We start from the raw sequence: 25,420 nt of genomic DNA, 5'->3' as shown, positions 1-25,420 counted from the left end.
ATTATCGCCCATAGTCCGCCAAGCGCCAGGGAAAACCCTTTCATTCGTAGGTTGGCGGGGCCGGAACAGTGTGTTTCATTCCCGCGGGCCGGAACGGGCCTGCCCGCGGGATCGGGCCGGATTCAGCCCAGCAGATTCGCGTAGCGGGCGCGGATCGAGCCCTCGATGCCGGCGGCATCCAGGCCGACGCCGGCCCACAGCGCCGACTGTTCGCCATGATCAATGAACTCGTCCGGCAGGCCCAGCTGCAGTACCGGGATCGTCACGCCCGCCGCGCTCAGCGCTTCCAGCACCGCGCTGCCGGCGCCGCCCATGATGGAGGCGTCCTCCAGCGTGACCAGCGCGTCGTGCCGGCTGGCCAGGTCGAGGATCAGTTCGCGGTCGATCGGCTTGACGAAGCGCATGTCGGCGACGGTGGCGTCCAGCTTTTCGGCGGCGCCCAGCGCGGCCTGGACCAGCATGCCGAAGCCCAGGATGGCGATCTTGCGGCCTTCGCGGCGCACCACGCCGCGGCCGAGCTCGACCGTTTCCAGGCCGGGCGCTTCCTGCGCGCCGCAGCCCGCGCCGCGCGGATAGCGCACCGACGCGGGGCCAGGATACTGATAACAGGTCGACAGCAGCAGCCGGGTCTCGTTTTCATCGGACGGCGTGGTCACGACCATATTGGGCACGCAGCGCAGGAAGGCGATGTCGTAGTTGCCGGCATGCGTGGCGCCGTCCGCGCCCACCAGGCCGGCGCGGTCCAGCGCGAACGTGACGTCCAGGTTCTGCAAGGCCACGTCATGGATGAACTGATCGTAGCCGCGCTGCATGAAGGTGGAGTAGATCGCGACCACCGGCTTCTGGCCTTCGCAGGCGATGCCGGCGGCGAAGGTCACGGCGTGCTGTTCCGCGATGCCGACGTCGAAATAGCGCTGCGGAAAGCGTTTTTCGAATTCCACCAGGCCGCTGCCTTCGCGCATGGCGGGCGTGATGGCGACCAGGCGCGTGTCCTGCTCGGCCGTGTCGCACAGCCACTGGCCGAAGACCTGCGTGAAGCTGCGCTTGCCCGGCGCCTTGGATTGCTGGATGCCGACAGCCGGATCGAACTTGCCGGGGCCGTGGTACAGCACAGGATCGGCCTCGGCCAGCTTGTAGCCATGGCCCTTCTTGGTGACCACGTGGAGGAACTGCAGGCCTTCCAGGGCTTTGAGGTTCTGCAGGGTCGGCACCAGCGCGTCCAGGTCGTGCCCGTCGATCGGGCCGACATAGTTGAAGCCGAATTCCTCGAACAGCGTGGCCGGCGTGACCATGCCCTTGGCATGCTCTTCGAAACGGCGCGCCAATTCCAGCACCGGCGGCACGTGCTGCAGCACCGCGCGGCCCACGTTCTTGGCCGCCGCGTAGAAGCGGCCCGACATCAGGCGCGCCAGGTAGCGGTTCAGCGCCCCCACCGGCGGCGAGATTGACATGTCGTTGTCGTTCAGGATCACCAGCAGATTGATATCGGGCGTGACGCCCGCGTTGTTCATGGCCTCGAAGGCCATGCCGGCCGACATCGCGCCGTCGCCGATGATGGCGATGTGCTGGCGCGGCACGCCGGCGTTGCGCGACGCCACTGCCATGCCCAGCGCGGCGGAAATGGAGGTGGAAGAGTGCGCGGTGCCGAAGGCGTCGTATTCGGATTCGCTGCGCTTGGGGAAGCCCGAGATCCCGCCCTGCTGGCGCAGCTGGGCCATGCCGGCGCGGCGTCCGGTCAGGATCTTGTGCGGGTAGGACTGGTGGCCCACGTCCCAGACGATGCGATCATGCGGCGTGTCGAACACCTGGTGCAAGGCCAGGGTAAGCTCGACCGTGCCCAGGTTGGACGACAGGTGCCCGCCCGTCTTGGACACCGACTCCAGTATGAAGCCGCGCAGCTCGTCCGCCAGCTTCTTCAGCTCGCGGCGATCCAGGCGTTTGAGGTCAGCCGGGGATTGAATGCGGTCCAGTAAATCTGTCGTCATGCTTTTATGTGGTTCGTTGGCCCGGCCTGCCTCCAGCCCGGGCTGTTCCCGGCTCAGCGGTCTCGTAGGACGATGAAGTCGGCCAGTTCGGCCAGGCGCGATCCGGCCTCGCCCAGCGGAGCCAGGGCGGCCAGCGCATCCTCTCGCAGCTCCTGGGCGAACGAGCGCGCGCCGTCCAGCCCCAACAGCGATACATAGGTAGGCTTGTTTTCGGCGGCGTCCTTGCCCGGCGTCTTGCCCAGGCTGGCGCTGTCGGCGGTGACGTCCAGGATGTCATCGACCACCTGGAAGGCCAGCCCGACGGCCTGCGCGTAGGCGTCCAGCGCCTGGCGCGAAGCCGAGCTGGCGCCGGCGACGATGCCGCCCAGGGCCACGCTGCAAGCCAGCATGGCGCCCGTCTTCATGCTGTGCATGGTCTGCAGCTCATCGCGCGACAGCGAATGGCCGACGCTGAACAGGTCGATGGCCTGGCCGCCCGCCATGCCCTGGCTGCCGGCGGCGCGCGCCAGCGACTGGGTGGCCTGCACGATCAGCGCGGGCGCGATCGGCATGGAAGCCAGCAGATCGAAGGCCAGCGGCTGCAGCGCGTCGCCCGCCAGCATGGCCGTGGCTTCGTCGAACTGCACGTGGGTGGTGGGCCGGCCGCGGCGCAGGGTGTCGTCGTCCATGCAGGGCAGGTCGTCGTGCACCAGCGAATAGGCGTGGATCAGTTCCACGGCCGCGGCGGCGCGGTCCAGCGAGGCCTGCACGGCCAGCACGCTGCCGCTCACCGGGCAGGCCTGGCCTGCCGCGTAGACCAGCGCGGCGCGCACCCGCTTGCCGCCGCCGAGCACGGCGTAACGCATGGCTTCGTGCAGCCGGGAGGGCAACGCGTCCGCCGGAGGGAGCAGATCGTCCAGGACGTCTTCGACGTGCTGCACGCGGCCCTGCAACCATTCCGGGAAGGCGAGTTGAATTTGCTTCATTGGATTCTTATTCGTCATCCAGCGCCGCCGGGTCCAGCGGACGCAGCAAATCGCCTTCCAGGACCTTGACCTGCTGTTCGGCCTGCGCCAAGCGTTCCTGACAGACACGCGTGAGCGCCACGCCGCGCCGGTAGGCGGTCAGCGACTGCTCAAGCGGCAACGAGCCGTCTTCCATGGCCGCGACCAGCGATTCGAGCTCGGCCAGCGCCGTTTCGAAATCCTGGGGCAAGGGACGGTCATCGATCTGCGGATCGGCTTGTGAAGATTTGGCCAAACGGGTCTCCGAGGGCGCTAGGGGTGGATCAATCCGTGAATTGTACGAGATACCCGCAAGGCCGTCGGGCTTGCCGCCGCGCGCCGCGCGTATCAGGCCGGCGCGCCCGCCAGCCCCGCTATCGCGGCTCGCAGCAAGGGCGCCACGCGCGTGCGCAGGCCGGCCTCGGGCAGCAGGCTGGCGGGGCCGCCGCAGCTCATGACGAAGACCCCCTCGCCGGTGATGGACGAGAACGGCACCGCCACGGCGTTGATCCCCGACTGCCACTCGCCGATGGCGTAGCAGCAGCCCGTTTCCCGCAATTCCGCGCGGGCGCGCTCGATCGCCGCGGGCGCCGGCGCGGCCTCGCCCAGGCGGGCCAGCGCGTCAGCGCAGGCCTGGGGCGGCAGGCTGGCCAGGTAGGCCCGGCCCATGGCGCTGTCCAGGCTGGCGCGATAGCCGACCGGCAGGCGCAGGTAGAGCGCCGACGAACCGTGGATGGCTTCGACATAGGTCATGGCATCGCCGTCGAAGGCCCCCAGGGCCACCGCGCCGCCCGTGGCGCGCGCCAGTTCGGTCATCGAGGCCTTGGCCAGCTCGCGCACCTCCAGCCCCGCCAGCAGCCCGAAGCCCAGGGCCAGCACGCCGTAGCCGGGCGAATACTTGCCGGTGTCCGGGTGATAGCGCAGGTAGCCCAATTCAGTAAGCGTGTAGGTGATGCGGCTGATCGTGGGCTTGGGCAGGCCGGTCAGGCGCGCCAGGTCCAGGTTGCCCAGCGCCGCCACGCCATGGCGGAAGCAGCGCAGCACGTCCAGCCCGCGCGCCAGCGCCGTAATGAAATCGGGCGAACTGGCGCCCTCGCCCGCCCCGGCGGCGCGCTTGCGGCGCGCGGGCAGGCTGAGCTCGACCTTGCCGTCGGGCTTGGCGGCGGGATGGGCGATGCGCTTGGGGTCAGAAAAAGATTGCATTTCTATTCGCTTCGTTTTTATAGTTTATTTCGAATAACAAAATTAAATTCCGATTTACGGAATTTAATTTATCCAAGGAGACTTGGCAAGCGCCGCCCCCGCGGCGTCAAAGCCAGGCCCGATTCCATCCATGCACACGTTTTCAAGGGGAAAACATGCTACGCACTAGCCTCAAACTGCTGGCCGGCCTGCTGCTCAGCGCCGCGGCGCTCGGCGCCCAGGCCGAGTCCTATCCGGCCCGTCCGATCAAGGTCGTCTCGCCCTTCCCGGCCGGCGGCGCCACCGACGTGCTGACGCGCATCCTGGCCGAACGCATGGCCAAGACGCTGGGCCAGCCCATGATCGTCGAGAACAAGGCGGGCGCCGGCACCTCGATCGGCGCGGCGTTCGTCGCGCGCGAAGCGCCGGACGGCTACACCATCCTGATGGCGACCAACTCCACCCTGGTCACCAACCGCTATCTGTATAAGGAACTGCCCTACGATCCCGACGGCTTCGCCCGGATCGGCATGGTGGGCGTGGGCCCGCTGGTGCTGCTGTCCAGCCCCAAGCGCCCGTTCAACAGCACCCAGGACGTGGTGGCCTACGCCAAGCAGAACCCGGGCAAGCTGACCTTCGCCACCTTCGGCCCCGGCACGTCCTCGCACCTGGCGGGCGAACTGTTCAAGGAACGCGCGGGCATCGACATCCTGCACGTGCCGTTCAAGGGCGCGACCCAGGCCCTGCCCGCCCTGATCAGCGGCGACGTGGACCTGTTCTTCGACATGGTGGCCACGGGCATGCCGCAGGCCGACGCCGGCAAGGTCAAGGTCTTCGCCATCACCAGCCCCAACCGCCTGGCCACCCTGCCCAAGCTGGCGACGCTGGCCGAGGAAGGCTATCCCTCGTTCGACATGACCGCGTGGTTCAGCTTCGTGGCGCCCAAGGGCACGCCCGCTCCGGTCATGGAAAAGCTGCAACAGGCCCTGACCGAAACCCTGCAGGATGAATCGGTGAAGAAGCGCATGCTGGACATGGGGATCGACCCGCGCTCCGGCACCGCCGCCGAACTGGATAAGCAGATCAAGACCGAACAACCCATCGTGTCGCAATTGATCAAGCAGGCCAACATCGTTCTGCAATGAGGTCCCGGGGCATTTCGTGAAGAAGCGAGATATGCCCTAACCCCTCGATACAGAAACCGGGCGCGCGCGGCTGCTAAGGTGAAAAGGCAAACACCGCAAGCTGGAGTCCGATGCCTTACACCGATGAGAAGTACGCGCGCCTGGACGCCGCCCGCTGGCTGGCGGCGGTGGCCGTGGTGCTGTTGCACAGCGCGGCCATGATCGTCAGCAACCCCGCCATCTACGGCGGCGGGGCCTGGCTTGCCGCCAACCTGTATGACTCGGCGGCACGGTGGTGCGTGCCCGTGTTCGTTATGGTCAGCGGCGCCCTGCTGCTGGATCCCGACAAGCCGCAGGATGCGCGCCAGTTCTACAGCCGGCGCGTGGCGCGGATCTGCGCGCCGCTTCTGTTCTGGACATTCTTCTACCTGACCTGGCGCACGGCGCTGGACTGGTGGGACGACGGCCGCGTCGATTTCTCCTTCTGGCCGCGCAAGGTGGTCCAGGGCGAGCCCTACTACCACCTGTGGTACCTGTACATGATCGTGGGCCTGTACCTGTTCGCGCCGCTGGTGCGGATCCTGTATGCGCGCAGCACGCCGCGCGCCCGCGGGTTGTGGGTGGTGGGCATCCTGGGCGTGGCGATCCTGGACGCGCTGTACCGCCGCGCGCTGGGCGCGCCCGCGGGCTTCTTCCTGACCTGGTTCCTGCCCTACCTGGGCTACTTCGTGGCGGGCCGCCTGATCTTCGACGGCCAGATGCGCATCCCCCGCCCCGGCCTGATGCTGGCCGCCAGCGTGGCCGCGACCGCGCTCGGCGTCTACGCCATGTCCAGCAACCGCACGCTGGACACTTACTTCTACGATTACTTCAGCCTCACCGTGCCCTTCATGTCGCTGGCCGCCTTCCAGTGGATCATCTCGTCGCCGCGCCTGCCCCGGCTGGCCTCGCTGGCGCCGCTGACTTTCGGCATCTACCTGATCCATCCGCTGTTCCTGGACGTGGCGCATCGCGCCGGCGCCTTCACGGGCGCGCGCAAGGACGCCTGGATGATGCCCCTGCTGGCCGCCCTGATATTCGCGTTGTCGGCCGCCAGCAGCTGGTTGCTCAGGCGCCATCCGGCCACCCGGCGCTTCGTCTGAAAGGCCTACATCTTCAAGGGGTTATGCCGCGATAAACGTGGCTGCGCCGGCTTCGGCATAACTTCACCAAGCTTCGCAGATCTTCACGGGCGCGGGGTAAGGGCTTGGGGTACAATTCACGGCTTATTTGATCGGCCAGACACCGATTTTTCTTCGCGCCAGCACGGAACGCATCCTGCGGATTTCAAAGCCGCCAGGCAAAAGCCTCTCCGTCCTGGCTTTTTTATCCGAGCGGGGGGAATCATGACCGACATCGGTCGGATGGCACATTTGGTGCCAGCTCGCACCCAGCTACCCGTCAGCGCGTATTTTGACGAAGCCCTCTTTGCCCGCGAGCAAGAACTCATTTTCAAGCAATCCTCGCAATACGTCGGCCACCAGAAAGTGGTGCCCGAAATCGGGGATTGGCGTACGTTGGCCCAGGAAGACGGAGGCCGCGTGCTGGTTCGCAACCAGCAAGGCGTCGAACTCATCTCAAATGTCTGCCGCCACCGCCAGGCATTGATGCTGGGCGGCGAGACCGGCAATGTGGCCGGCAACTGCAATACGCATGGCAATCTGAAGGCAACGGGCGGCAACATCGTCTGCCCCTTGCACCGCTGGACGTACAACAACCAGGGCGAGTTGTTGGGCGCGCCCCAGTTCGCCACCACGCCCTGCATGAACCTGCAGAAGTTCCGCCTGCGCGACTGCCACGGCCTGCTGTTCGAAGGCCCGCGCGATCCGGCCGCCGACATGGCGCCGCTGTTCTCGCGTCAGGAATTCGACTTCGGCGACTACGTGCTGGATCACGTCGAAGTGCACCAGTGCAACTACAACTGGAAGACCTTCATCGAGGTCTACCTCGAGGACTACCACGTCGGTCCGTTCCACCCGGGCCTGGGCCGCTTCGTCACCTGCGACGACCTGAGCTGGGAATTCAACGACTGGTACAGCCTGCAGAAGGTCGGCGTGCACAACGCCCTGGCGCAGCCGGGCTCTGACGTCTACAAGCAATGGCATGACCGCCTGCTGGCGTTCCGCGAAGGCGACGCGCCGGATTTCGGCGCGGTCTGGGTCACGTATTTCCCGACCCACATGATCGAGCTGTATCCGCACGTGCTGGTGCTCTCCACGCTGTACCCCAAGAGCCCCCAGGAAACGGTCAACGTGGTGGAGTTCTATTACCCCGAGGAAATCGCCGCCTTCGAGCGCGAATTCGTCGAGGCGCAGCGCGCCGCCTACATGGAAACGGCCATCGAGGACGACGAGATCGCCGAGCGCATGGACGCGGGCCGCAAGGCGCTGATGCTGCGCGGCGTGAACGAAACCGGCCCCTACCAGTCGCCCATGGAAGACGGCATGCAGCACTTCCACGAGTGGTATCGCCGCATCATGCAGGACCGGGTCTGACCCTTCCCCTCCATGCAAAAAAGGCCTCGCGGATGCGAGGCCTTTTCTTTTGGCGGCTGCCGGGATCAGCGTCCCAGCGCGCCCGCCACGGTGCGCTCGCCGATGGCCAGGCCCACCGTCATGCCCACGCCCGAGTGCATCACCGCCACGGTCGTGGCCGGATCGACCGGCATGACCGAGAACGGCGCCGGGCCATGCGCGCCATAGACGCCTTGCCAGCGTTCCAGCACGCGCAGGCGCGCGCCCAGCGCCTGGCTCGCCAGGTCCAGCATCGCGTTGTCAACGGCCTCGTCGTTGAACGGCAGCGCGTCCTGGCCGTAGCGGTGCGAATCCCCGATGATCAGTTCGCCGTAGGGTGTGGGGCTGATCAGCAGGTGGATGCCGTTCTCCAGCAGCATCGGCGTGCGCTGCTGGATCACCTCGCGCAGCGCCAGCGCCGAAGGCAGGTCGGAGAACGCGCCGTAATGCACGCAAGACAGGCCCGTCAGCAGGGGACGGTCGAGCGCGATGGGATGGGTCTCGAAGGCCGCGCGCAGCATCTGCAGGCGCGTGACTTCCAGGTTCATCGGCGCGAAGCGTTCGGGCAGCAGGGTCAGGTAATCGTGGCCCGGGCAGACGAACACATGGCCGCCCTTGAATTCGCCGGCCGAGGTGCATACCAGCCCGCCCTCCACCGCGCGCGCCAGCGTGCCGGTAATGAACTGCACGCCCAGCGACTCGGCCAGGTAGCGCGTGATGGCGGGCAGCGCCTCGCGCGAGTAGATCTGCAGATCGTCATGGCCTTGCAGGGCCGCGCAGTGGTGCGCCAGCTGGCCGCCGTACAGCTGAGCCACCTCGCGGCCCGACAGCAGCTCGGCGCGATAGCCTTCCTGGCGCATGCGCGTGTCGGCGAATTCCTGCAGCACGTCGGCCTCTTCGGCATTGCGCGCCAGCACCAGGGCGCCGTTGGCGCGCACATGGAAGCCCGCCTGGCCGGACAGCTCCAGCCACAGTTCGCGCGCCTGCTGGGCGTGCGACAGCATCATGCCGGGCGCCTGGCCCGTCACGATGACCTGGCCGAAATTGCGGATGGTGGCGCCATGCGCCTGGCGGCTGCGCTCGATCACGGCCACCGACAGGCCGCGCTTGGCGGCGGCCCAGGCGTGGGCGATGCCCAGCATGCCGGCGCCCACCACGACTACGTCGAAATTTTTCATAGCTGAATCCCACCCTCGAAGCGCGTCGGCGCGACGAAGAACGGAAGGTGAAACTGAGAGGTGAAACGGAGTGAGCGCGCGGGCAGCGCCGGGGCTGGCGCCGCCCGCGCAACCCTGCTTACTTCTTCTTCGGTTCGGACTTGCCGTCGTAGCGCTTGGTCCACTCGGCGATGATGCGGTCGCGGTTGGTGGCGGCCCAGGTGAAGTCGTTCTTGATCATGCGCTTGGTCAGGTCGGCCGGCAGGTTCGGGTTGGACGTGGCGATCGACGGGATGGCCAGCACGGCGAAGTTGGCCTTGTACAGCTCGTTGGCCTCGCGGCTGGCGGAGAAGTCGGCCAGCTTGCGGGCGGCTTCCAGGTTCTTGGTGCCCTTCATGATGGCGGTGGCTTCCACTTCCCAGCCCAGGCCTTCCGACGGGAACACGGCTTCGATCGGCGCGCCGTCGGCCTTCAGCTTGGCGGCGCGGTAGTCGAACGACACGCCGATCGGGAACTCGCCAGCGGCGGCCATGTTGCAAGGCTTGGAACCCGAGTGCGTGTAGGAACCGATGTTCTTGTGCAGGGCGTCCATGTAGGCCCAGCCCTTCTCTTCACCGAAGATCTGCAGCCAGGCGCTGACGTCCAGGAAACCCGTACCCGAGGACGCCGGGTTCGGCATCACGATCTTGCCGGCGTATTCCGGCTTGGTCAGGTCCTGCCACGACGTGGGTTTGGGCAGCTTCTGCTTTTCGGCTTCGATGGTGTTGAAGCAGATGGCGGCGGCAAAGCCGTCCATGCCGACCCAGGTGGGCTCGGCCTTGGCATCGCGCATGTTGGCGGCGATCTGGTCCAGACCCTTGGGGGCGTAGGGCTGCAACATGCCTTCCTTGTCCATCAGGCCCAGCGAGGTGCCGGCCAGGCCCCAGATCGCGTCAGCCTTGGGATTGTTCTTTTCGGCCAGCAGCTTGGCGGTGATGATGCCGGTGGAGTCGCGCACCCACTGGATCTTGATGTCGGGATTGGCCTTCTCGAATGCGGCCTGGTAGGCCTTGATCTGGTCGGCTTCGAGCGCCGTGTAGACCGTCAGGGTGGTCTCGGCGGAGGCGGCGCCCATCACGCCCGTCAGGGCGGCGGCCAGTGCAAGCAGCTTGTAGCGGTTCATGAATTACTCCGTGGGTAGGCGGAAAAAGGCCGAAGAAGGCCCCCGGGGCTGGCCGAAACCGGCCCCGGCAAGGGGTGCAAACAGGTGGAAGAGCGGTTAGGGTCGCTGGCCCGCGGACAGGCGGGATTCGATATCGGCGATCACGGCGGGCAGGTCGGCGACGGTGTCGATCAGGTAGTGCGGCGCGGCGGGCGACAGCTCCGCGCTGGCGGCGGTGCGAGCCGTCTGGCGGCCCGCCTCATCCAGGCTCAGGTATTCCTCCAGGGTCAGGCCGGCGGCGTTGCCCGACAGCAGCAGGCCCACGGTCCACATGCCGGCGCGGCGTCCTTCCTCGATGCCGGGCGCGGTGTCGTCGACCTTGATGCAGGCGGCCACGTCCGACAGGCCCAGCTCGACCACGTTCTTCAGCGCCATCGCGGGCGCCGGACGGGCGCGCGGCACGTCGTCGCTGGCGACGATGCAATCGGGCTCCAGGCCCTCGGAAGCGGCGCGCTCGACCACGCGGCGCATGACGCTGCCGGGATAGCCGGAGCAGGAGCCCACCTTCAGGCCGCGCTGGCGCAACGCGCGCAGCAGCTCGGCCGCGCCGGGAATCGCCGCCGAATACTGGGCGACCTTTTCCAGCTGCATCGGCAGGAAGCGTTCGTAGATGGCCGTCACGTCGTCATCGGTAGGCAGGCGGCCGAACTGGGCCTGGTACTGGCTGGCGATGACGGCGTCATTGCAGAGCGTGCGGATGTGATCCCACTTGCCCATGCCCATCGGGCCGCGGGCCTGCGCCAGCGACATTTCCACGCCGAACTGCGCGAACGCGTCCACGAACACCTTGGTGGGGGCAAAGGAACCGAAGTCGACCAGCGTGCCGGCCCAATCGAAGATCACCGCTTCCAGGCGGACGGGCAAAGGCGAAACAGTCATGAGGGTCTTCCTTGAAAAATCGTTCAATGGGCCGCGGGACGGCGCCAGGCCTGGCTGCGCGCCACCAGCGCGCGGCTGGCCAGATGCAGGACCAGGGCGGCAACGGCCGAGCTGGCCATGATCACGGTGCACATGGCGGCGGCGGGGCCGATGAAGCCGGCATCGTCCATGTTCAGCACCGCAACCGCGGCCAGCACCGTCGAGGGGCTGTACAGAAACACTACCGCGGACACCGTGGTCATGGCGGAAACAAACAGATAGCGGGCGACATCCAGCGCGGCCGGCAGGCACATCGGCAGCGTCACGCGCAGGAAGGTCGTCAGGCGCGGCACCTTGAGCGAGGCCGAGGCGGCCTCGAACTCGGGGTCCAGCGCATTGAGCGCGGTCGCCGCGGTGAGATGGGCGCTGGTGTAGAAATGGACGACGGTGCACAGGACCAGCAGCGGCATGGTGCCGTACAGCACGTTCAGCGGATTCGACAAGCTGTTGAAGAAGAAGATGTAGCCCAGGCCCAGCACCAGGCCGGGAACCGCCATGGGCATCAGGGCCAGCATGCCGACCATGCCGCGCAGGCCGCGCGCCACCGTGCCGCGGGCGGGCACCTTCTCCATCATCCAGGCGCCGGTAAAGACCACGGCCGTGCCCACCAGGGCGGTGCAGAACGCCAGCTGCAAGCTGTTGCGCCAGGCCAGCCAGCCGCCGCCGTCCATATTGTCGAAGTCATACGAGCGCAACGACATCGACAGGTTGTAGGGCCACATCTTCACGAACGAGGCCCACACCGCCACGCCGATGATCAGCAGCAGGAACGCGGCCAGCACGCCGGCCAGCGCCAGGAACGCGGCATCGCGGCGGCGGTGGGGGCTCGCGGCGTAGGGCTGGGCCCGGCCGCTCAGCTGGGCGCCCTGGCGGGCGCGCAGCCGCCGGTCCAGCGCGAAGGTCAGGACCGCGGGCAGCAACAGCAGGATGCCGATGGCGGCGCCCTTGGGGAAATTCTGCTGGCCGACCACGGCCTTGTAGGCCTCCATCGCCAGCACGTTGTAGTCGCCGCCGACCACCTTGGGCACGCCGAAGTCGGTCACCGTCAGCGTGAACACCACGCAGCAGGCGGAGAACACGGCGTAGCGCGTGCCTGGCAGGGTTACCGTCAGGAAGGTCCGCAGGGGGCCTGCGCCCATGGCGCGCGCCGCGTCGTAGAGGCGGCCGTCGGCCAGGGCCAGGCCAGTCAGCAGGATCATGAGCGCGTGGGGGAAGGTATAGAACGCCTCGCCCACGACGATGCCCCAGAAACCGTAGATGGTGGCGCCGCCGGTCAGGCCCTTGAGCAGGCCCTGGTTGCCCAGCAGGTACACCAGCGCAATGCCCGGCAACAGCGACGGCGCCAGCAAGGGCAGCAAGGCAATGGTGCGCAGCAGCCCCTTGCCCGGCAGCCGCGTGCGGGTCAGGCCGTAGGCGAACCCATAGGCGCAGGGCACCACCAGCAGCGTGGTCACGACGCCCACAGCCAGGCTGCGCCCGACCATGGACATGAAGCCGTCGCCGCCGATGATGCCGGCAAGCACCGACAGCCCGGCCCAGGCGCCATCGCTGTCCGTCACCGACTTGAGCAGGATGGCGGCCAACGGCAGCGCCAGGAACAGCAGCAGGCCAAGCGCCAGGGCGCCCTGCCCGGCGCTCAGGCCGAAAGCGCCGACCCAGGCCGGCAGCGGGCGGCGGCCCAGCGCCGGCGCCGGCGCCGAGGCCGTGATGCCGGCGGCAACCGGAGCGGCCGCGTCGGAGGAAGAACGGCTCATGACGGGATCAAGCGTAGGCGCGTATCGCATGGCGCGGCAGCTCCACCCAGCAGCGGCTGGCGGCGTGAGGGCCCAGCAGGGCGTCTCCGATCTCAGGGGACACGATGGAATGCACCGTGGTGCCGGGCACGCCTTCCAGGCGCAGGGCCAGGCGATAGCCGCGGCCGAGGAACACCCCGTCCAGCACGTCGGCCAGCATGGCGTTGGGCTCGTCCGGGCGCGCGGTGCTAACGCGCACCGCTTCCGGGCGCACGAACAGCTTGCCGCTGCCGGCGTCCAGCGCCTGGTCCACGGCCAGTTCCTGGCGGCCAACGCGGGCGCGGTGCGCGTCGACGCGTTCGAACGGCAGCCAATTGGCCTCGCCGACGAAATCGGCGATGAAGGCCGAGCCGGGCTGACGATACAGTTCGCGCGGAGTGCCGTACTGCTCGATGATCCCGCCGTTCATGACGGCGATGCGGTCGGCCATCACCATGGCCTCTTCCTGGTCGTGCGTCACCATCAGCGTGGTGATGGACAGGCGTTTCTGCAGTGCGCGCAGTTCGATGCGCAGGTGCTCGCGGACGCGGGCGTCCAGCGCGGACATGGGCTCGTCCAGCAACAGCAGGGAGGGCGACGGCGCCAGCGCGCGCGCCAGGGCCACGCGCTGCTGCTGGCCGCCGGAGATCTGGCCCGGATATTTTTCCGCCGCGCCGGCCAGCCCGACCAGCGTCAGCATTTCCTCGACGCGGTTGGCGACATGGTTGCGGTGCGCGCGCTTGCCGCTCAGGCCGTAGGCCACGTTCTGGGCCACGGTCAGGTTGGGAAACAGCGCATACGACTGGAAAAGGATGCCGTAATCGCGCGCCTGCGGCTCGGCGTGCGAGATATCGCGGCCCGACAGCACGATGGTGCCGCTGTCCTGGCGCTCCAGGCCGGCGATGGCGCGCAGCAGGGTGGTCTTGCCGCAGCCCGAGGGGCCCAGCAGGCACACCAGCTCCCCGGCGCGGATGTCCAGGGAAACGTCGGACAGCGCGGTGTGGCTGCCAAAGCGCTTCACTAGATGCCTGACAGAGAGAAATGCGGTATCGCGTTCGGCCATGGGGCCTCCGGTCTAAGAACGGAGGCAGTATGGAAGACGCGTATTGAGTGTTTATGACACTTCGCGCAAATGCAGTAATAAAAACATCAAATTATTTTGGTGTACTGGCGGTCTTGCGCATTGCGCCCATCTTCCGCCCCTCAAAACCGTGCTCGTCGCCGAACTCAAATCCTTCTACGCCGTGGCTCGCTGCGGCACCGTCACCAAGGCCGCCGCCCAGCTGGGCGTGAGCCAGCCCACGGTGACGGGGCAATTGCGCCAGCTGGAGTCCCGTTACGGCGTCGAACTGTTCCATCGCCAAGGGCGCGGCATGCGCCTGTCGGATGCCGGCCACAGCCTGATGCCCATGGTGGAGAAGCTGGTGCAGCAGGAAACCGAGATCGATTTCCGGCTGCGCGACGCCAGCGACCTGCGCGAGGGCAATCTGCGCATCGGCGCCACCGGCCCCTACTACATCATGGACACGGTGCGCGCCTACAACCAGCGCTACCCGGGCATAGACCTGACGCTGACCATCGGCAATTCGCAAAGCATGCTGCAGGCGCTGCATGACTATCGCATCGAGATTGCCACGTCTTCCTTTCTGATGGATGACAAGCACCTGTACCGGCGCGTGATCGCCGCCGATCCCATCCGGGTGGTGGCGCATCGCGACCACCCTCTGGCGCGCCACGGCCAGTTGCGCCTGGCCGACCTGGCCGAGCATGCGCTGCTGGTGCGCGAGCCCGGCTCGATGACGCGCCAGCTGACGGAGGACGCCTTGCAGGCGGCCGGCGTCACGGTGCGCCGCACGCTGGAGATCGGCAGCCGCGAATCGATCCGGCAAGCCATCTTGTGCGGCCTGGGAATCAGTCTGATCCCTTCGCGTGAGATCCCTTCCCATCCCGAACTGGCGGCCCTGGACATCGAGGGCGCCGACATCGTGATGCACGAATACCTGTACTGCCTGCGCGAGCGCCAACCGGTGCAACTTATCGCGCGCTTTCTGGAGATGGCGCCGGCCCCGGGCTGAGCGCCGCCCTCCCCTATGCGGCCACTCAGGAGACAACCATGGCCTTGACCTTGCAAGATATCGAGCAGATTTTCCTGGAACGCGGACACCGCTCCTATGACGGCGAATCCGTCAGCCACCTGCGGCATGCGCTGCAGACCGCGACGCTGGCCGAACGCAATGGCGCCGGCGCCCACCTGATCACCGCCAGCCTGCTGCACGACCTGGGGCACCTCATCGCCGACCGGCCGGGCACGCCCACGCTGCGCGGCATCGACGACAAGCACCAGTACTTCGTGCTGCCCTTCCTGCGCGGCCTGTTCAGCGCGGCGGTGCTGGACCCGATCCGGCTGCATGTGGAGGCCAAGCGCTACCTCTGCTATGTGGAACCGCAATATGAAGCGTCGCTCTCGGAGGATTCGAAACGCAGCCTGGCGTTGCAGGGGGGCAGTTTCGATGCGAGCCAGGCGGTGGAATTCGCGAGCATGCCGGGTGCGCCGGATGCGATCCGCCTGAGGCGCTGGGACGACCTGGCCAAGGTTCCCGCCATGGCCACGCCGCCGCTGGACCATTTCCTGGAAATCGCCGAGAGCGTGTCCGGGCGGGTCAAGCTGGCCGCGATCTGGTAACAGGCGCGGCGCGATGAAGGCGTCTTCCCTCAAGCCGCTGGCGCAGCGGTAGCCAGCTTGCGATGGATGCGGCCATCACTCGGCGGAAGAACGCCCACATAGCGCGCGCGGTCGAATCAACTGACCGGAACCGGCCTGCTCCAGCGCATGCGCAAGCCATCCGACACAGCGGCTGATGGCGAATAGACCCAAGGAGGCATGGGCGGGCAGCCGGTGGACGATCGTCAAAACGGCCAAGCCGAAATCCACATTGGGCTGCTCCCCGACCAGGCGCTCCACCTGCTGCAAAAACGCCAGGTAGCGGGATGGCATGGTCAACCGGCTCAGCAAGGCGGCGGCTCTCGGGTCGCCGGCGGGATACAAGGGATGTCCGAACGCGGGAAAGCCCAAGCCTGAACGCAGGCGCTCCCGCACGACGGTTTCCGCGTCAGTCGTCGCCATCTGATCGATCAATGCCGCCAGACTCATCCCTGCCCGGCCATGCAACGGACCCGTCAGGGTAGCGAGTCCGGACAACACGCCCGCGGCAAGACTTGCTCCCGTGGAGATCGCCACGCGTGCCGCGAAGGTCGACGCATTGAGTTCATGGTCCGCCAGCAGGCAGAGCGCTTGCCGAATATGCGGCTCCGCTTCGGGCCGCTGCCACGCCTTCGCCATTTGCGCACTGATGCTGCCGCCAGCACGAATGACGTCTGAACCGAACATGGCGCCGACGAGTGCTCCAAGTACGCCTTGGGCCTCTTCCCTCAAGGCCGCCAACGTTCGCCCTTGCGTGGTAGATCGGTGACGCTGCGCCTGGCCATTGAGGCAATGCCGGACTGTATGGATCCCGCTTTCTCGCGGGGCGGGCTTTCATGATGGGGAGCGCCTGAAAGATCGATCTTTTCATCGCTGCATTCCCACAACAAGGCCGCGATGTTTTCCAGCTGGCTGGTTTGCGCCAGTTCCATCGCGTCCGCCCCCCGATACCACGGGCGGCCATGTTGAATCGTCGTGATGGCGGAGGGCAGGACGGGAGCGCCCCATTCCAAGGCCTCTCCCGCGATGGCCCTTGCGTTTTGCCGTCCCCTGCTTCGGCCGGCCATGCGAACCACGTCATCGCGCTGATACAAGCTACGGCGAGGGTCGTTCTTGTCCGGCTTGCTGCGGATCTTCCCCCGGCTAACGTAGGCGTACAGGGTTTGCATCCGCACGCCTGTCAGGTCGATGGCTTCTTGAGCGGTGATCCAGGCCATGAGCAGCTTTATATTGACTTAATAAATCAAGATTGACGTCAATGTATCGGCGCCTGACCATCTGGGCAATGGCAAGGAGACCGACATGACCCGTTCGTTCAATCCCGTAGCGCTGGAGGCGGCCACGGCGGCGCCGCGCACCAGCCCGTCCAATTATCCGGAGCCGTTTTTTTCGCGCATGGGCAAGCGGACGAAGCGGCCGCTCGGCGCCGCGTTCGGACTGAGCAACTTCGGTGTCAACCTGACGCTTCTTCAGCCAGGAGGGGAATCGGCGCTGCGCCACGCCCACACCTTGCAGGACGAATTCATCTACATCCTGCAGGGGGAACCGACGCTCGTGACCGACGAGGGCAAGACGCTGCTCAAGCCCGGAATGTGCGCGGGCTTCAAGGCCGGCAACGGCAACGCGCATGCCCTCATCAACCATACCGATCAGGACGTCGTCTATCTTGAGGTGGGCGACCGCAGCGCAGGCGATTCCGTTTCGTACCCGGACGATGACATTGCGGCGGTCCTCATTGACGGTCAATGGAGGTTCGCCCACAAGGACGGGACGCCTTACTGACTGACCCTTGTCCGGTTCAAGGCATGAGCGGCACGGCCAGTGTGGCGAATGCGGCGCTGGGCCAGCGTAAAACAAAAAAAACCGGGGCGACTGCCCCGGTTTCCATGGTCATGCGCCCTTGGCCACCGGCCGGGACGGATCGCTGCACCATTCGCTCCAGGAGCCCGGGTACAGGCGAGAGCCCGACAGGCCCGCGATCTCCATCGACAGCAGGTTGTGACAAGCCGTGATGCCCGAGCCGCACTGGTGCACGATGGCAGCGGGATCGCGGCCGTCCAACAGGCTGGCGAATTCCTCGCGCAATTGCGCGGCCGGCTTGAAGCGGCCGTCGGCCTGGAGGTTCTCGCCATTGGGACGGTTCAAGGCGCCCGGAATATGGCCGGCCACCGGGTCCATGGGCTCGACCTCGCCGCGGTACCGGTTGGTGGCGCGCGCGTCGATGACCGTGAATGCGGGCCGCGAGATGTTGTCCAGCACCGTCTGGGCGTCCACCGAGCCGGCGAGCGAGAGGCCCGGCTCCACCGGTTCGCCCGCGCGCACGGCCGCGGCCGCCACGGTCGTGGTCGGCAGTCCGGCGGCGGTCCAGGCCTGCCAGCCGCCGTCCAGCACCGCCACCTGGTCGTGTCCCAGCCAGCGCAGCATCCACCACAGATGCGCGGCATACATGCCGCCGCTGCCGTCATAGGCCACCACCAGGGTCTGGGGCGTCACGCCGTGCGCGGCCATGAGGGCGCCGAACGCGGCGCGGGACGGCAGCGGATGGCGGCCGTTCTTGCCGGTGCGGGCCGCGGACAGCTCGGTTTCGTGGTCCAGGTAGCGGGCGCCGGGGATATGGCCGGCGTCGTAGGCCTGGCGGCCGGCGGCGTGGTTGGTCAGGTCGTGGCGCACGTCGAACACGCGCACGTCGGGCGCATCCAGGCGCTTGGCCAAATCGGCGGCGGAAATCAGGGTCATCGTCATTCGGTGTGCTCCAGTCATGATCCGGGGAAACCGCGGGTCAGGCCGGCTTGGGATCGCGCATCGTGCGCCAGATCGACAGCAGGCCCGCGAAAATGATCAGGCCCATGCCGGCCCAGGCCAGGGCGTCCAGCTGCTCGCCCCAGAATCCCATGCCCAGCAAGGCCGCGAAAATGATGGTGCTGTACTGCAGCGCCGCCGTCAGCAGCGCCGATCCCAGGCCGAAGGCCCGGGTCATGGCCAACTGGCCGAACAGCCCGGTCACGCCCACGCCCAGCAGCGACAGATAGCCGGTCCAATCGGCGTGGCCCCAGCCCTCGAACAGCAGCCCGGCCAGGCTGGACACGCACACCGCCACGGAGAAGAACAGCACCGTGCGCCATTCGGGTTCACCGACCCGGCCCAGCTGGCGAATCTGCATCATGGCGATGGCCGACATGGCGCCAGCGGTCATCCCCAGCAAGGCGGCCAGCCACTGGTCGTCGTTGATGCTGGGGCGCAGGACGGCGATCACGCCGACGAAGCCCAGCGCGACGGCAGTGATGCGCACGGGGTCGCGCTGCGCGCCGCCCCAGCCCAGCATCCAGCAGGCGATGAACAGCGGAGCCGTGTAGTTCAGGCTGGTGGCGGTGGCCAGTGGCAGGTGGGCGATGGCGAAGAAGCCCAGCCACATCGAGGTGACGCCGGACAGGTTGCGCCACAGATGCAGCTTCCAGCTGACGGGGATAATGGACTGGCGGCCGGCGCGGGCCCAGATCAGCAGCAGGACGACCGACGGCAGACCGCGAAAGAGCACGACTTGCGGCAACGAGGCGCCGTGCTCGGTGCCCAGTTTCACGAACGAACCCATGATGGCGAACATGGCGGACGCCAGCAACATCCAAAGTGCCTGCATGGGGGTCTACGCTAAGGGAAAAGTGAGGAGGAATAAGGGAAAGCGATACTATACTCTCCGTCACCGGGAGCGGCGCCGGCGAGTCGGGGAACTGGCAGGCCGCCGCCATGTCGAAACCCGGCACATCCTGCTCGCAGAGGAACACAAAAAACATGAAACGCATTGTCTTGTTCGTCCTGACCAACCTGGCCGTCATGCTCGTGCTGTCGGCCACGCTGCGCATCCTGGGCGTAGACCGCTACATCACCGCCAACGGCCTGAACCTCAACGCCCTGCTGATCTTCTCAGTAGTGGTGGGCTTCACGGGCGCGATCATCTCGCTGCTGATCAGCAAGCCCATGGCCAAATGGAGCACCGGCGCCCAGGTGCTGGATCCGAATTCGCCGCGCAACCAGCGCGAAGCCTGGCTGCTCGACACCGTGCACCAGCTGGCCGACCGCGCCGGCATCGGCCGCCCGGAAGTCGCCATCTATGAAGGCGCGCCCAATGCCTTCGCCACTGGCGCGTTCAAGAACGACTCCCTGGTGGCGGTGTCCACCGGCCTGCTGGAAAGCATGAGCGAGGAAGAAGTCGCCGCCGTGCTGGCCCACGAGGTCGCCCACATCGCCAATGGCGACATGGTCACGCTGACCCTGATCCAGGGCGTGGTGAACACCTTCGTCGTGTTCCTGGCGCGCGTGGTCGGCTACTTCATCGACCGCGTCGTGTTCAAGAACGAACGCGGCATCGGTCCGGGCTACTACATCACCGTGCTGGTCTGTGAAATCATCTTCGGCGTCCTGGCCTCGATCATCGTGGCCTGGTTCTCGCGCCAGCGCGAATACCGCGCCGACGCCGGCTCGGCCCACCTGATGGGCGCCCGCGAACCCATGATCCGCGCCCTGGCCCGCCTGGGCGGCCTGGAGCCGGGCGAGCTGCCCAAGTCCTTCGAGGCCTCGGGCATCACCGGCAAGGGCGGCCTGGCCGCGATGTTCGCGTCGCACCCGCCGATTCCGGCCCGCATCGACGCGCTGCAAAACGCCCGGGTGATCTAAGCCTCCCAGGCAACAAAAAGCCCCTCTCCGGAGGGGCTTTTTGTTGGCCGCGGCCGGGGCAATCGATCAGCATTCGACGATGTTCACCGCCAAGCCGCCACGCGCGGTTTCCTTGTACTTGGTCTTCATGTCGGCGCCGGTCTCGCGCATGGTCTTGATGACGGAATCCAGCGACACATAGTGCTGCCCGTCGCCCCGCAGCGCCATGCGGGCGGCGTTCACGGCCTTGATGGAGGCCATGGCGTTGCGTTCGATACAGGGAATCTGCACCAGGCCGCCCACCGGATCGCAAGTCAGGCCCAGGTTGTGCTCCATGCCGATCTCGGCCGCGTTCTCGACCTGTTCGACCGTGCCGCCCAGGGCCGCGGCCAGGCCGCCGGCCGCCATCGAGCAAGCCACGCCGACCTCGCCCTGACAGCCCACCTCGGCGCCCGACAGCGAGGCGTTGTACTTGTAGAGCAGGCCCACCGCCGCCGCGGTCAGCAGGAAGTCCCGCACGCCTTCGCGATTGGAGCCGGGCACGAAGCGGTCGTAGTAGTGCAGCACGGCCGGGATAATGCCCGCCGCGCCGTTGGTCGGCGCCGTGACCACCCGGCCGCCGGCGGCGTTCTCTTCGTTGACCGCCATGGCATACAGGTTGACCCAGTCCATCACGGACAGGGGATCGGACAGCGTGCGCTCGGCGCGCTGGGTCAGGTTGCGGTACAGCTCGGGCGCGCGGCGGCGCACGCGCAAGGGGCCGGGCAGCTCGCCGTCGGCTTCCGGGTAGTTGATGCCGCAGCCGCGCGACACGCAGTCCTGCATCACCTGCCAGATGCGGTCCAGCCCGGCATTCACCTCGGCCTCGTCGCGCCAGGTGAGCTCGTTCTTCATCATCAGCTGCGCCACCGTCAGTCCGCTGGCGCTGCACATGGCCATCAATTCGCGGCCCATGCGGAACGGGTACGGCAACTGGTCGTGCGCGGCGATGACCTGGCTGTTGGAAGCCCCGGCCGTCACCACGAAGCCGCCGCCCACCGACAGGTAGCGCGCCTCGCGCAGCGACTCGCCGTTGGCGTCAAAGGCGTGAAACTTCATGCCGTTAGGATGCTCGGCCATGGCTTCACGGCGGTAGAACAGCATGTGTTCCTTTTCCACGAAAGGCACCGGATAGCGGCCCAGCAGGGGCAATTGGCGGCTGGCCCGCACCGAGGCGACCATGCCGGCGATGGCGGCGGGATCGACGGTATCGGGGGCTTCGCCCATCAGGCCGAGCAGCACGCCCTTGTCGGTGCCGTGGCCCTTGCCCGTGGCGCCCAGCGAGCCGTAGAGCTCGGCGCGGACCGAGGCCACCTCGGGCATCAGCCCGTCGCGTTCCAGGCCCTGCGCGAACAACAGGGCAGCCCGCATGGGGCCCACGGTGTGGGAGCTGGACGGGCCTATGCCTATCTTGAACAGGTCGAATACGGAAACGGCCACGCAAAACTCCAGTGCATCTGCGAATGATGGGGCAATGATACGCGTAGGCCAGCCTGCGCGCAGCCTGTCCCCGGCCGGCGGGCAGGCGTATGCTGTATTGCGGGGACAGGTTCCCCCGGCAGCGCCCCGCATGCGATCATTACAAAATTATTACTTGTCATAAAAGAATGGAAATACGCCAGGATGTCCGGACTTATCACCCTGCTTGACTTCGCCGGCTACGTCGCCCTGCTCCTCTGGGGCGTGCACATGGTCCAAACAGGCGTGCAGCGCGCCTTCGGGGCCGCGCTGGGCGCGGCGTTGGGCAAGGCCCTGGGCACCCGATTGCGGGCCTTCGCCGCCGGGCTGGGCATCACCGCCGCCCTGCAGAGCAGCACCGCCACCGGCCTGATGATCACCGGCTTCGCCGCCGGCGGCGTGGTCGGCCTGGCGCCCGCCCTGGCCGCCATGCTGGGCGCCAACGTCGGCACCACGCTCATCGTGCAGCTGCTGTCCTTCGACCTGACCTCGCTCGCCCCCATCCTGATCCTGGCGGGCGTGTGGATGTTCCGCCGCTATCCGCCGGGGCGCACGCGCGACCTGGGCCGCGTCTTCATCGGCCTGGGCCTGCTACTGCTGTCCCTGCACCAGCTGGTCGAACTGTTCCAGCCGTTCCAGACCGCACCCATGCTGGGCATGATCCTGGACGCGCTGGCGACCCAGCCCGTGGCCACGGTGCTGCTGGCGGCCGCCTTCACCTGGGCGGCGCATTCCAGCGTGGCCGTGGTGGTGCTGGTCATGTCGCTGGCCAGCCACCACATGGTGGCCCCGCACGTGGCGTTCGCGCTGGTGCTGGGCGCCAACCTGGGCACCGCCATCAACCCCATGATCGAGGGCGTGACCGGGGACGATCCCGCCGCGCGCCGCCTGCCCCTGGGCAACCTGCTGACGCGGGTGCTGGGCGTGCTGATCGGCCTGATACTGCTGCCCTATCTGCAGCCGATGATGAGCGATCTGGCCTCCGACCCGGCGCGCGCCGTGGCCAACTTCCACACGCTGTTCAACGCGGTCATCGCCCTGGTGTTCCTGCCGCTGCTGACGCCCTACGCCGCCCTGCTGACGCGCTGGCTGCCCAAGCGCGCGGACCCGAACGATCCGTCGCGCCCGCAGTACCTGGATGAATGGGCTCACGACGTGCCGGCGGTGGCCCTGGGCAATGCGGCGCGCGAAGCCCTGCGCATGGCCGACATGCTGCAGACCCTGCTGCTCTACGCGCGCGCCGGCTTCAAGCGCGACAACCGCCACCGCATGGTGCAGGCGCGCCAGCTGGACGCCGCGCTGGACAAGCTGGAAAACGCCATCACCACCTACCTGGCCACCCTGGACCAGGAGAACATGACGCGCGACGACATCCAGCGTCTGGACGACATCCTGGCCTTCACCAGCAATATTGGCCATGCCGGCGACATCGCCCATCACGGCCTGCTCAGCCATGTCGCCAAGCTGCGCAAGCAGGGCTGGGTCTTCTCGCCCGAACAGCGCGCCAGCCTGGACGACACGCTGGGCCAGCTCATCGCCAACCAGCGCACGGCGGCCGCGCTGTTCGTCAACGACGACCTGCGCCAGGCCCGTTCGCTGGCGGGTGAAAAGGCGCGTTTCCGCTCGATCGAAACCAGCGCGGCGGACACGCATCTGCAGAAGATCAAGGCGGGCGAGGTCGACGCCGCCGAGGTCGGCGCGCTCTATCTGGACATCCTGCGGGACATGAAGGGCATCAACTCCCACCTGGTGGGCGCGGCCGCCTATCCGCTGCTGGCCCGCCATGGCGAGCTGCTGCCCAGCCGGCTGCGCGAAGCCGGAAACTGACAAGAAAAAGCCGGCCCACAAAGGCCGGCTTTTTTTCAACCGCGCTTCGGGGCGCGGCCCCTTTCTACAGATACCGCTTGAACCACTCCAGCATGCGCTTCCAGCCGTCCTGCGCGGCCTCGGCCTTGTAGCTGGCGCGGTAATCCGCCAGGAAGGCGTGGTCGGCTTCGGGGTACACCACGAATTCCGAGCGCTTGGCGTTGTCGTTGCCGGCCGCCAGCTTGACCTTCATGGTTTCGACGTCGGCCAACGGAATGCTGGCGTCCTTGCCGCCATACAGTCCCAGCACCGGCGCGTGCAGTTCGTTGACCACGTCGAAGGCGAAGCGCTTGATCAGCGGGCCATGACCGACGCTGAGCTTGCCGTACCAGGCCACGGCCGCCTTCACGTCGGGATTGTGCGCGGCGTACATCCAGGTCAGGCGTCCGCCCCAGCAGAAGCCCGTCACCGCCACGCGCTTGGGGTCGCCGCCGTGCGCGGCGGCCCAGGCCACGCTGGCGTCCAGGTCGGCAAACACCTGTTCGTCCGGCACCTTGCTGACCAGCTCGGCGATGAGCTTGGGGATATCGGTATAGACCGAAGCATCGCCCTGGCGCTCGTAGAGGTTGGCGGCCACGGCCAGGTAGCCGGCCTTGGCGACCCGGCGGCACAGGTCCTTGATGTGCTCGTGCACGCCGAAGATCTCCTGCACCACCAGCACGATGGGCAGGTCGCGCTTGCCTTCGGGCGCGGCGTAATAGGCGGCGATCGTGCCGTCGGCCACGGGCAGCTTGAAATCCCCGTGGACCAGGCCCTGGGTATCCGTATGGATCACGGTGGGGGCGACATTGCCGGCTGCGGCGGAAAAACTCATGAAGAACTCCTGTGTAGGGATGATCGACCAAGCCGGATATCCCGCCCGCGCCCGCATGGCTCCGCGCCAGTCCTAATGCCGGTGGCCATGCTCCGCTTGCGGCGCGCCGTGGCTGGCTTCGGCGCCATGGTCGTGCCCGTGATGCATCACCGTGGTGACGCTGTAGATCAGGGCCACGCCCACGCCGACCAGCAGCAATTGCGGGACGGCATCGGCCAGGGATACCCGTTCGTGCATCTGCGGCATCAGGTCGGCCACCGAGATGTAAAGGAAGCTGCTGGCCGCAACCACCAGTACATACGGCACCCACTCCTGGGCCTGCTGCAGCACGAAGTACCCTATTATGCCGCCCACGGCTGAACACAAGCTGGTGAACAGGATCAGCGAGAAGGCGCGGCGGCGCGCCAGGCCGGCGTTGAGCAGCACCACGAAGTCGCCCAGCTTGTGGGGCACCTCGTGGACGATGATGGACGCCGCGGTCAGCACGCCCAGCAGCGGATCGGTCAGGAAGGCCGCCGCCACCAGCACGCCGTCGCACAGATTGTGCAGCGAGCTGCCGACCAGGATCAGCATGCCACCGCGGCCCGCCTCGTGGCGGTCGTGGCCCTTGTGGTGGTGATGGCCGTCGCCCTCGTGGTGATGGCTGTGCCGCAGCAGCGCGATCTTCTCCAGCACGAAGAAGCCGATCAGGGACGCCAGCATCAGCCCGAAGAGCACGTGGGCATCACCCACGCCGGTCTCGAAGGCCTCGGGCAGCAGATGCAGCAGGGCCACCGACAGCAGCACGCCCACCGACAGGCTGACCATGTGGTGCAGGTACTGCGCGAAGACCTTGTAGGCCAGCCAGCTGGCGACCACGACGGCGATAAGCCCGCCGGTGACGGTGGCGAGCAGAATCCAGAGCAGCAACATTTGGGGGACGTGTTTAAGGCGGGGAAGCGCAACATTATATTGTTGCAATACCAAAAACGGAAATGGGCCGCCCGAGGGCGGCCCATGCGTCCTGCGACGGAACCTGCCG

At 67.1% G+C, this 25,420-nt stretch carries 24 protein-coding genes; 8 read left to right on the top strand and 16 right to left on the bottom strand.

What is annotated here, in order from left to right; all coding sequences use genetic code 11:
- Window positions 1-122 precede the first annotated feature (122 nt).
- The 4 genes from dxs to HWY37_RS27510 form a co-directional block, all read right to left on the bottom strand.
- Window positions 123-1,985 carry a 1-deoxy-D-xylulose-5-phosphate synthase gene (gene dxs, locus HWY37_RS27525; RefSeq protein ID WP_176090290.1) on the bottom strand — a complete coding sequence of 621 codons (1,863 nt, stop codon included), beginning with the start codon at window positions 1,983-1,985 and terminating at the stop codon, window positions 123-125.
- A gap of 53 nt (window positions 1,986-2,038) precedes the next feature.
- Window positions 2,039-2,950: a polyprenyl synthetase family protein gene (locus tag HWY37_RS27520; protein WP_175208675.1), complete on the bottom strand. Its 912-nt coding sequence runs from the start codon at window positions 2,948-2,950 to the stop codon at window positions 2,039-2,041.
- Between the two features lie 7 nt (window positions 2,951-2,957).
- Window positions 2,958-3,224 (bottom strand): exodeoxyribonuclease VII small subunit, encoded by a 267-nt coding sequence (locus HWY37_RS27515; protein WP_175208676.1) that lies wholly within the window; start codon window positions 3,222-3,224, stop codon window positions 2,958-2,960.
- 92 nt (window positions 3,225-3,316) lie between these two features.
- On the bottom strand, window positions 3,317-4,171 hold the full coding sequence (locus HWY37_RS27510) for an IclR family transcriptional regulator (protein WP_176090289.1): 855 nt from the start codon (window positions 4,169-4,171) through the stop codon (window positions 3,317-3,319).
- A 155-nt stretch (window positions 4,172-4,326) separates the two neighbouring features.
- On the opposite strand from HWY37_RS27510, the gene HWY37_RS27505 reads away from it, so the two are divergent.
- From HWY37_RS27505 to HWY37_RS27495, 3 genes are all read left to right on the top strand, one after another.
- Window positions 4,327-5,295 carry a Bug family tripartite tricarboxylate transporter substrate binding protein gene (locus HWY37_RS27505; protein WP_176090288.1) on the top strand — a complete coding sequence of 323 codons (969 nt, stop codon included), beginning with the start codon at window positions 4,327-4,329 and terminating at the stop codon, window positions 5,293-5,295.
- A gap of 110 nt (window positions 5,296-5,405) precedes the next feature.
- Window positions 5,406-6,416 (top strand): acyltransferase, encoded by a 1,011-nt coding sequence (locus tag HWY37_RS27500; protein WP_176090287.1) that lies wholly within the window; start codon window positions 5,406-5,408, stop codon window positions 6,414-6,416.
- Window positions 6,417-6,659: 243 nt separating this feature from the next.
- Window positions 6,660-7,808 (top strand): aromatic ring-hydroxylating oxygenase subunit alpha, encoded by a 1,149-nt coding sequence (locus tag HWY37_RS27495; protein ID WP_175208680.1) that lies wholly within the window; start codon window positions 6,660-6,662, stop codon window positions 7,806-7,808.
- 65 nt (window positions 7,809-7,873) lie between these two features.
- Here the strand turns inward: HWY37_RS27495 and HWY37_RS27490 are convergent, their stop codons facing one another.
- From HWY37_RS27490 to HWY37_RS27470, 5 genes are all read right to left on the bottom strand, one after another.
- Window positions 7,874-9,004 carry a TIGR03364 family FAD-dependent oxidoreductase gene (locus HWY37_RS27490; RefSeq protein ID WP_175208681.1) on the bottom strand — a complete coding sequence of 377 codons (1,131 nt, stop codon included), beginning with the start codon at window positions 9,002-9,004 and terminating at the stop codon, window positions 7,874-7,876.
- 118 nt (window positions 9,005-9,122) lie between these two features.
- Complete coding sequence (locus tag HWY37_RS27485) at window positions 9,123-10,145, bottom strand: putative 2-aminoethylphosphonate ABC transporter substrate-binding protein (RefSeq protein WP_175208682.1); 1,023 nt, start codon at window positions 10,143-10,145, stop codon at window positions 9,123-9,125.
- A gap of 96 nt (window positions 10,146-10,241) precedes the next feature.
- Entirely contained in the window at window positions 10,242-11,063 is an 822-nt protein-coding gene (phnX, locus tag HWY37_RS27480; protein ID WP_175208683.1) for a phosphonoacetaldehyde hydrolase, read from the bottom strand.
- Between the two features lie 23 nt (window positions 11,064-11,086).
- Complete coding sequence (locus HWY37_RS27475; RefSeq protein ID WP_246302419.1) at window positions 11,087-12,856, bottom strand: putative 2-aminoethylphosphonate ABC transporter permease subunit; 1,770 nt, start codon at window positions 12,854-12,856, stop codon at window positions 11,087-11,089.
- Between the two features lie 7 nt (window positions 12,857-12,863).
- On the bottom strand, window positions 12,864-13,937 hold the full coding sequence (locus HWY37_RS27470; protein WP_176090285.1) for a putative 2-aminoethylphosphonate ABC transporter ATP-binding protein: 1,074 nt from the start codon (window positions 13,935-13,937) through the stop codon (window positions 12,864-12,866).
- Between the two features lie 148 nt (window positions 13,938-14,085).
- On the opposite strand from HWY37_RS27470, the gene HWY37_RS27465 reads away from it, so the two are divergent.
- Both HWY37_RS27465 and HWY37_RS27460 read left to right on the top strand, forming a co-directional pair.
- Window positions 14,086-14,949 carry a LysR family transcriptional regulator gene (locus HWY37_RS27465; protein WP_175208686.1) on the top strand — a complete coding sequence of 288 codons (864 nt, stop codon included), beginning with the start codon at window positions 14,086-14,088 and terminating at the stop codon, window positions 14,947-14,949.
- Window positions 14,950-14,987: 38 nt separating this feature from the next.
- On the top strand, window positions 14,988-15,557 hold the full coding sequence (locus HWY37_RS27460) for a phosphonate degradation HD-domain oxygenase (protein ID WP_175208687.1): 570 nt from the start codon (window positions 14,988-14,990) through the stop codon (window positions 15,555-15,557).
- A gap of 75 nt (window positions 15,558-15,632) precedes the next feature.
- Here the strand turns inward: HWY37_RS27460 and HWY37_RS34700 are convergent, their stop codons facing one another.
- Together HWY37_RS34700 and HWY37_RS34695 are read right to left on the bottom strand one after the other, a co-directional pair.
- Window positions 15,633-16,262 carry a citrate synthase gene (locus HWY37_RS34700; RefSeq protein ID WP_246302418.1) on the bottom strand — a complete coding sequence of 210 codons (630 nt, stop codon included), beginning with the start codon at window positions 16,260-16,262 and terminating at the stop codon, window positions 15,633-15,635.
- A gap of 41 nt (window positions 16,263-16,303) precedes the next feature.
- The gene (locus HWY37_RS34695) at window positions 16,304-16,792 is read right to left on the bottom strand and encodes a citrate synthase family protein (RefSeq protein ID WP_246302417.1); all 489 of its coding nucleotides are present in this window, start codon (window positions 16,790-16,792) and stop codon (window positions 16,304-16,306) included.
- An 85-nt stretch (window positions 16,793-16,877) separates the two neighbouring features.
- Here HWY37_RS34695 and HWY37_RS27450 point away from each other — a divergent pair, with 85 nt between their 5' ends.
- The gene (locus HWY37_RS27450; protein WP_175208689.1) at window positions 16,878-17,357 is read left to right on the top strand and encodes a cupin domain-containing protein; all 480 of its coding nucleotides are present in this window, start codon (window positions 16,878-16,880) and stop codon (window positions 17,355-17,357) included.
- Between the two features lie 108 nt (window positions 17,358-17,465).
- On the opposite strand, the gene HWY37_RS27445 is transcribed toward HWY37_RS27450, so the two are convergent.
- Together HWY37_RS27445 and HWY37_RS27440 are read right to left on the bottom strand one after the other, a co-directional pair.
- Complete coding sequence (locus HWY37_RS27445) at window positions 17,466-18,317, bottom strand: sulfurtransferase (protein ID WP_176090284.1); 852 nt, start codon at window positions 18,315-18,317, stop codon at window positions 17,466-17,468.
- A gap of 37 nt (window positions 18,318-18,354) precedes the next feature.
- The gene (locus HWY37_RS27440) at window positions 18,355-19,209 is read right to left on the bottom strand and encodes a DMT family transporter (RefSeq protein WP_176090283.1); all 855 of its coding nucleotides are present in this window, start codon (window positions 19,207-19,209) and stop codon (window positions 18,355-18,357) included.
- A gap of 152 nt (window positions 19,210-19,361) precedes the next feature.
- Here HWY37_RS27440 and htpX point away from each other — a divergent pair, with 152 nt between their 5' ends.
- Entirely contained in the window at window positions 19,362-20,243 is an 882-nt protein-coding gene (gene htpX / locus HWY37_RS27435; RefSeq protein WP_176090282.1) for a protease HtpX, read from the top strand.
- A gap of 66 nt (window positions 20,244-20,309) precedes the next feature.
- Here the strand turns inward: htpX and HWY37_RS27430 are convergent, their stop codons facing one another.
- Window positions 20,310-21,701, bottom strand: a complete 1,392-nt coding sequence (locus HWY37_RS27430; RefSeq protein ID WP_175208693.1) for an L-serine ammonia-lyase — start codon at window positions 21,699-21,701, stop codon at window positions 20,310-20,312.
- Window positions 21,702-21,884: 183 nt separating this feature from the next.
- Between HWY37_RS27430 and HWY37_RS27425 the strand changes: the two genes are divergently transcribed.
- Window positions 21,885-23,546: a Na/Pi cotransporter family protein gene (locus HWY37_RS27425; protein WP_175208694.1), complete on the top strand. Its 1,662-nt coding sequence runs from the start codon at window positions 21,885-21,887 to the stop codon at window positions 23,544-23,546.
- Window positions 23,547-23,610: 64 nt separating this feature from the next.
- Here the strand turns inward: HWY37_RS27425 and HWY37_RS27420 are convergent, their stop codons facing one another.
- Together HWY37_RS27420 and HWY37_RS27415 are read right to left on the bottom strand one after the other, a co-directional pair.
- Entirely contained in the window at window positions 23,611-24,399 is a 789-nt protein-coding gene (locus HWY37_RS27420) for a dienelactone hydrolase family protein (protein ID WP_175208695.1), read from the bottom strand.
- A gap of 72 nt (window positions 24,400-24,471) precedes the next feature.
- Window positions 24,472-25,311, bottom strand: a complete 840-nt coding sequence (locus tag HWY37_RS27415; RefSeq protein ID WP_175208696.1) for a ZIP family metal transporter — start codon at window positions 25,309-25,311, stop codon at window positions 24,472-24,474.
- Window positions 25,312-25,420 lie beyond the last annotated feature (109 nt).

Source organism: Achromobacter anxifer (genome assembly GCF_903652925.1).
In the GTDB taxonomy this organism is placed as follows: Bacteria; Pseudomonadota; Gammaproteobacteria; order Burkholderiales; family Burkholderiaceae_B; genus Achromobacter; species Achromobacter anxifer.
This window is presented reverse-complemented; position numbering and strand designations above follow the sequence as displayed.

Excerpts from the sequence above, each read along its gene's own strand:
- dxs (WP_176090290.1), bottom strand. The coding sequence starts at position 1,985 with ATGACGACAGATTTACTGGACCGCATTCAATCCCCGGCTGACCTCAAA.
- HWY37_RS27520 (WP_175208675.1), bottom strand. The coding sequence starts at position 2,950 with ATGAAGCAAATTCAACTCGCCTTCCCGGAATGGTTGCAGGGCCGCGTG.
- HWY37_RS27510 (WP_176090289.1), bottom strand. The coding sequence starts at position 4,171 with ATGCAATCTTTTTCTGACCCCAAGCGCATCGCCCATCCCGCCGCCAAG.
- HWY37_RS27505 (WP_176090288.1), top strand. The coding sequence starts at position 4,327 with ATGCTACGCACTAGCCTCAAACTGCTGGCCGGCCTGCTGCTCAGCGCC.
- HWY37_RS27500 (WP_176090287.1), top strand. The coding sequence starts at position 5,406 with ATGCCTTACACCGATGAGAAGTACGCGCGCCTGGACGCCGCCCGCTGG.
- HWY37_RS27495 (WP_175208680.1), top strand. The coding sequence starts at position 6,660 with ATGACCGACATCGGTCGGATGGCACATTTGGTGCCAGCTCGCACCCAG.
- HWY37_RS27490 (WP_175208681.1), bottom strand. The coding sequence starts at position 9,004 with ATGAAAAATTTCGACGTAGTCGTGGTGGGCGCCGGCATGCTGGGCATC.
- HWY37_RS27485 (WP_175208682.1), bottom strand. The coding sequence starts at position 10,145 with ATGAACCGCTACAAGCTGCTTGCACTGGCCGCCGCCCTGACGGGCGTG.
- phnX (WP_175208683.1), bottom strand. The coding sequence starts at position 11,063 with ATGACTGTTTCGCCTTTGCCCGTCCGCCTGGAAGCGGTGATCTTCGAT.
- HWY37_RS27475 (WP_246302419.1), bottom strand. The coding sequence starts at position 12,856 with ATGAGCCGTTCTTCCTCCGACGCGGCCGCTCCGGTTGCCGCCGGCATC.
- HWY37_RS27470 (WP_176090285.1), bottom strand. The coding sequence starts at position 13,937 with ATGGCCGAACGCGATACCGCATTTCTCTCTGTCAGGCATCTAGTGAAG.
- HWY37_RS27460 (WP_175208687.1), top strand. The coding sequence starts at position 14,988 with ATGGCCTTGACCTTGCAAGATATCGAGCAGATTTTCCTGGAACGCGGA.
- HWY37_RS34700 (WP_246302418.1), bottom strand. The coding sequence starts at position 16,262 with ATGTTCGGTTCAGACGTCATTCGTGCTGGCGGCAGCATCAGTGCGCAA.
- HWY37_RS34695 (WP_246302417.1), bottom strand. The coding sequence starts at position 16,792 with ATGGCCTGGATCACCGCTCAAGAAGCCATCGACCTGACAGGCGTGCGG.
- HWY37_RS27450 (WP_175208689.1), top strand. The coding sequence starts at position 16,878 with ATGACCCGTTCGTTCAATCCCGTAGCGCTGGAGGCGGCCACGGCGGCG.
- HWY37_RS27445 (WP_176090284.1), bottom strand. The coding sequence starts at position 18,317 with ATGACGATGACCCTGATTTCCGCCGCCGATTTGGCCAAGCGCCTGGAT.
- HWY37_RS27440 (WP_176090283.1), bottom strand. The coding sequence starts at position 19,209 with ATGCAGGCACTTTGGATGTTGCTGGCGTCCGCCATGTTCGCCATCATG.
- htpX (WP_176090282.1), top strand. The coding sequence starts at position 19,362 with ATGAAACGCATTGTCTTGTTCGTCCTGACCAACCTGGCCGTCATGCTC.
- HWY37_RS27425 (WP_175208694.1), top strand. The coding sequence starts at position 21,885 with ATGTCCGGACTTATCACCCTGCTTGACTTCGCCGGCTACGTCGCCCTG.
- HWY37_RS27420 (WP_175208695.1), bottom strand. The coding sequence starts at position 24,399 with ATGAGTTTTTCCGCCGCAGCCGGCAATGTCGCCCCCACCGTGATCCAT.
- HWY37_RS27415 (WP_175208696.1), bottom strand. The coding sequence starts at position 25,311 with ATGTTGCTGCTCTGGATTCTGCTCGCCACCGTCACCGGCGGGCTTATC.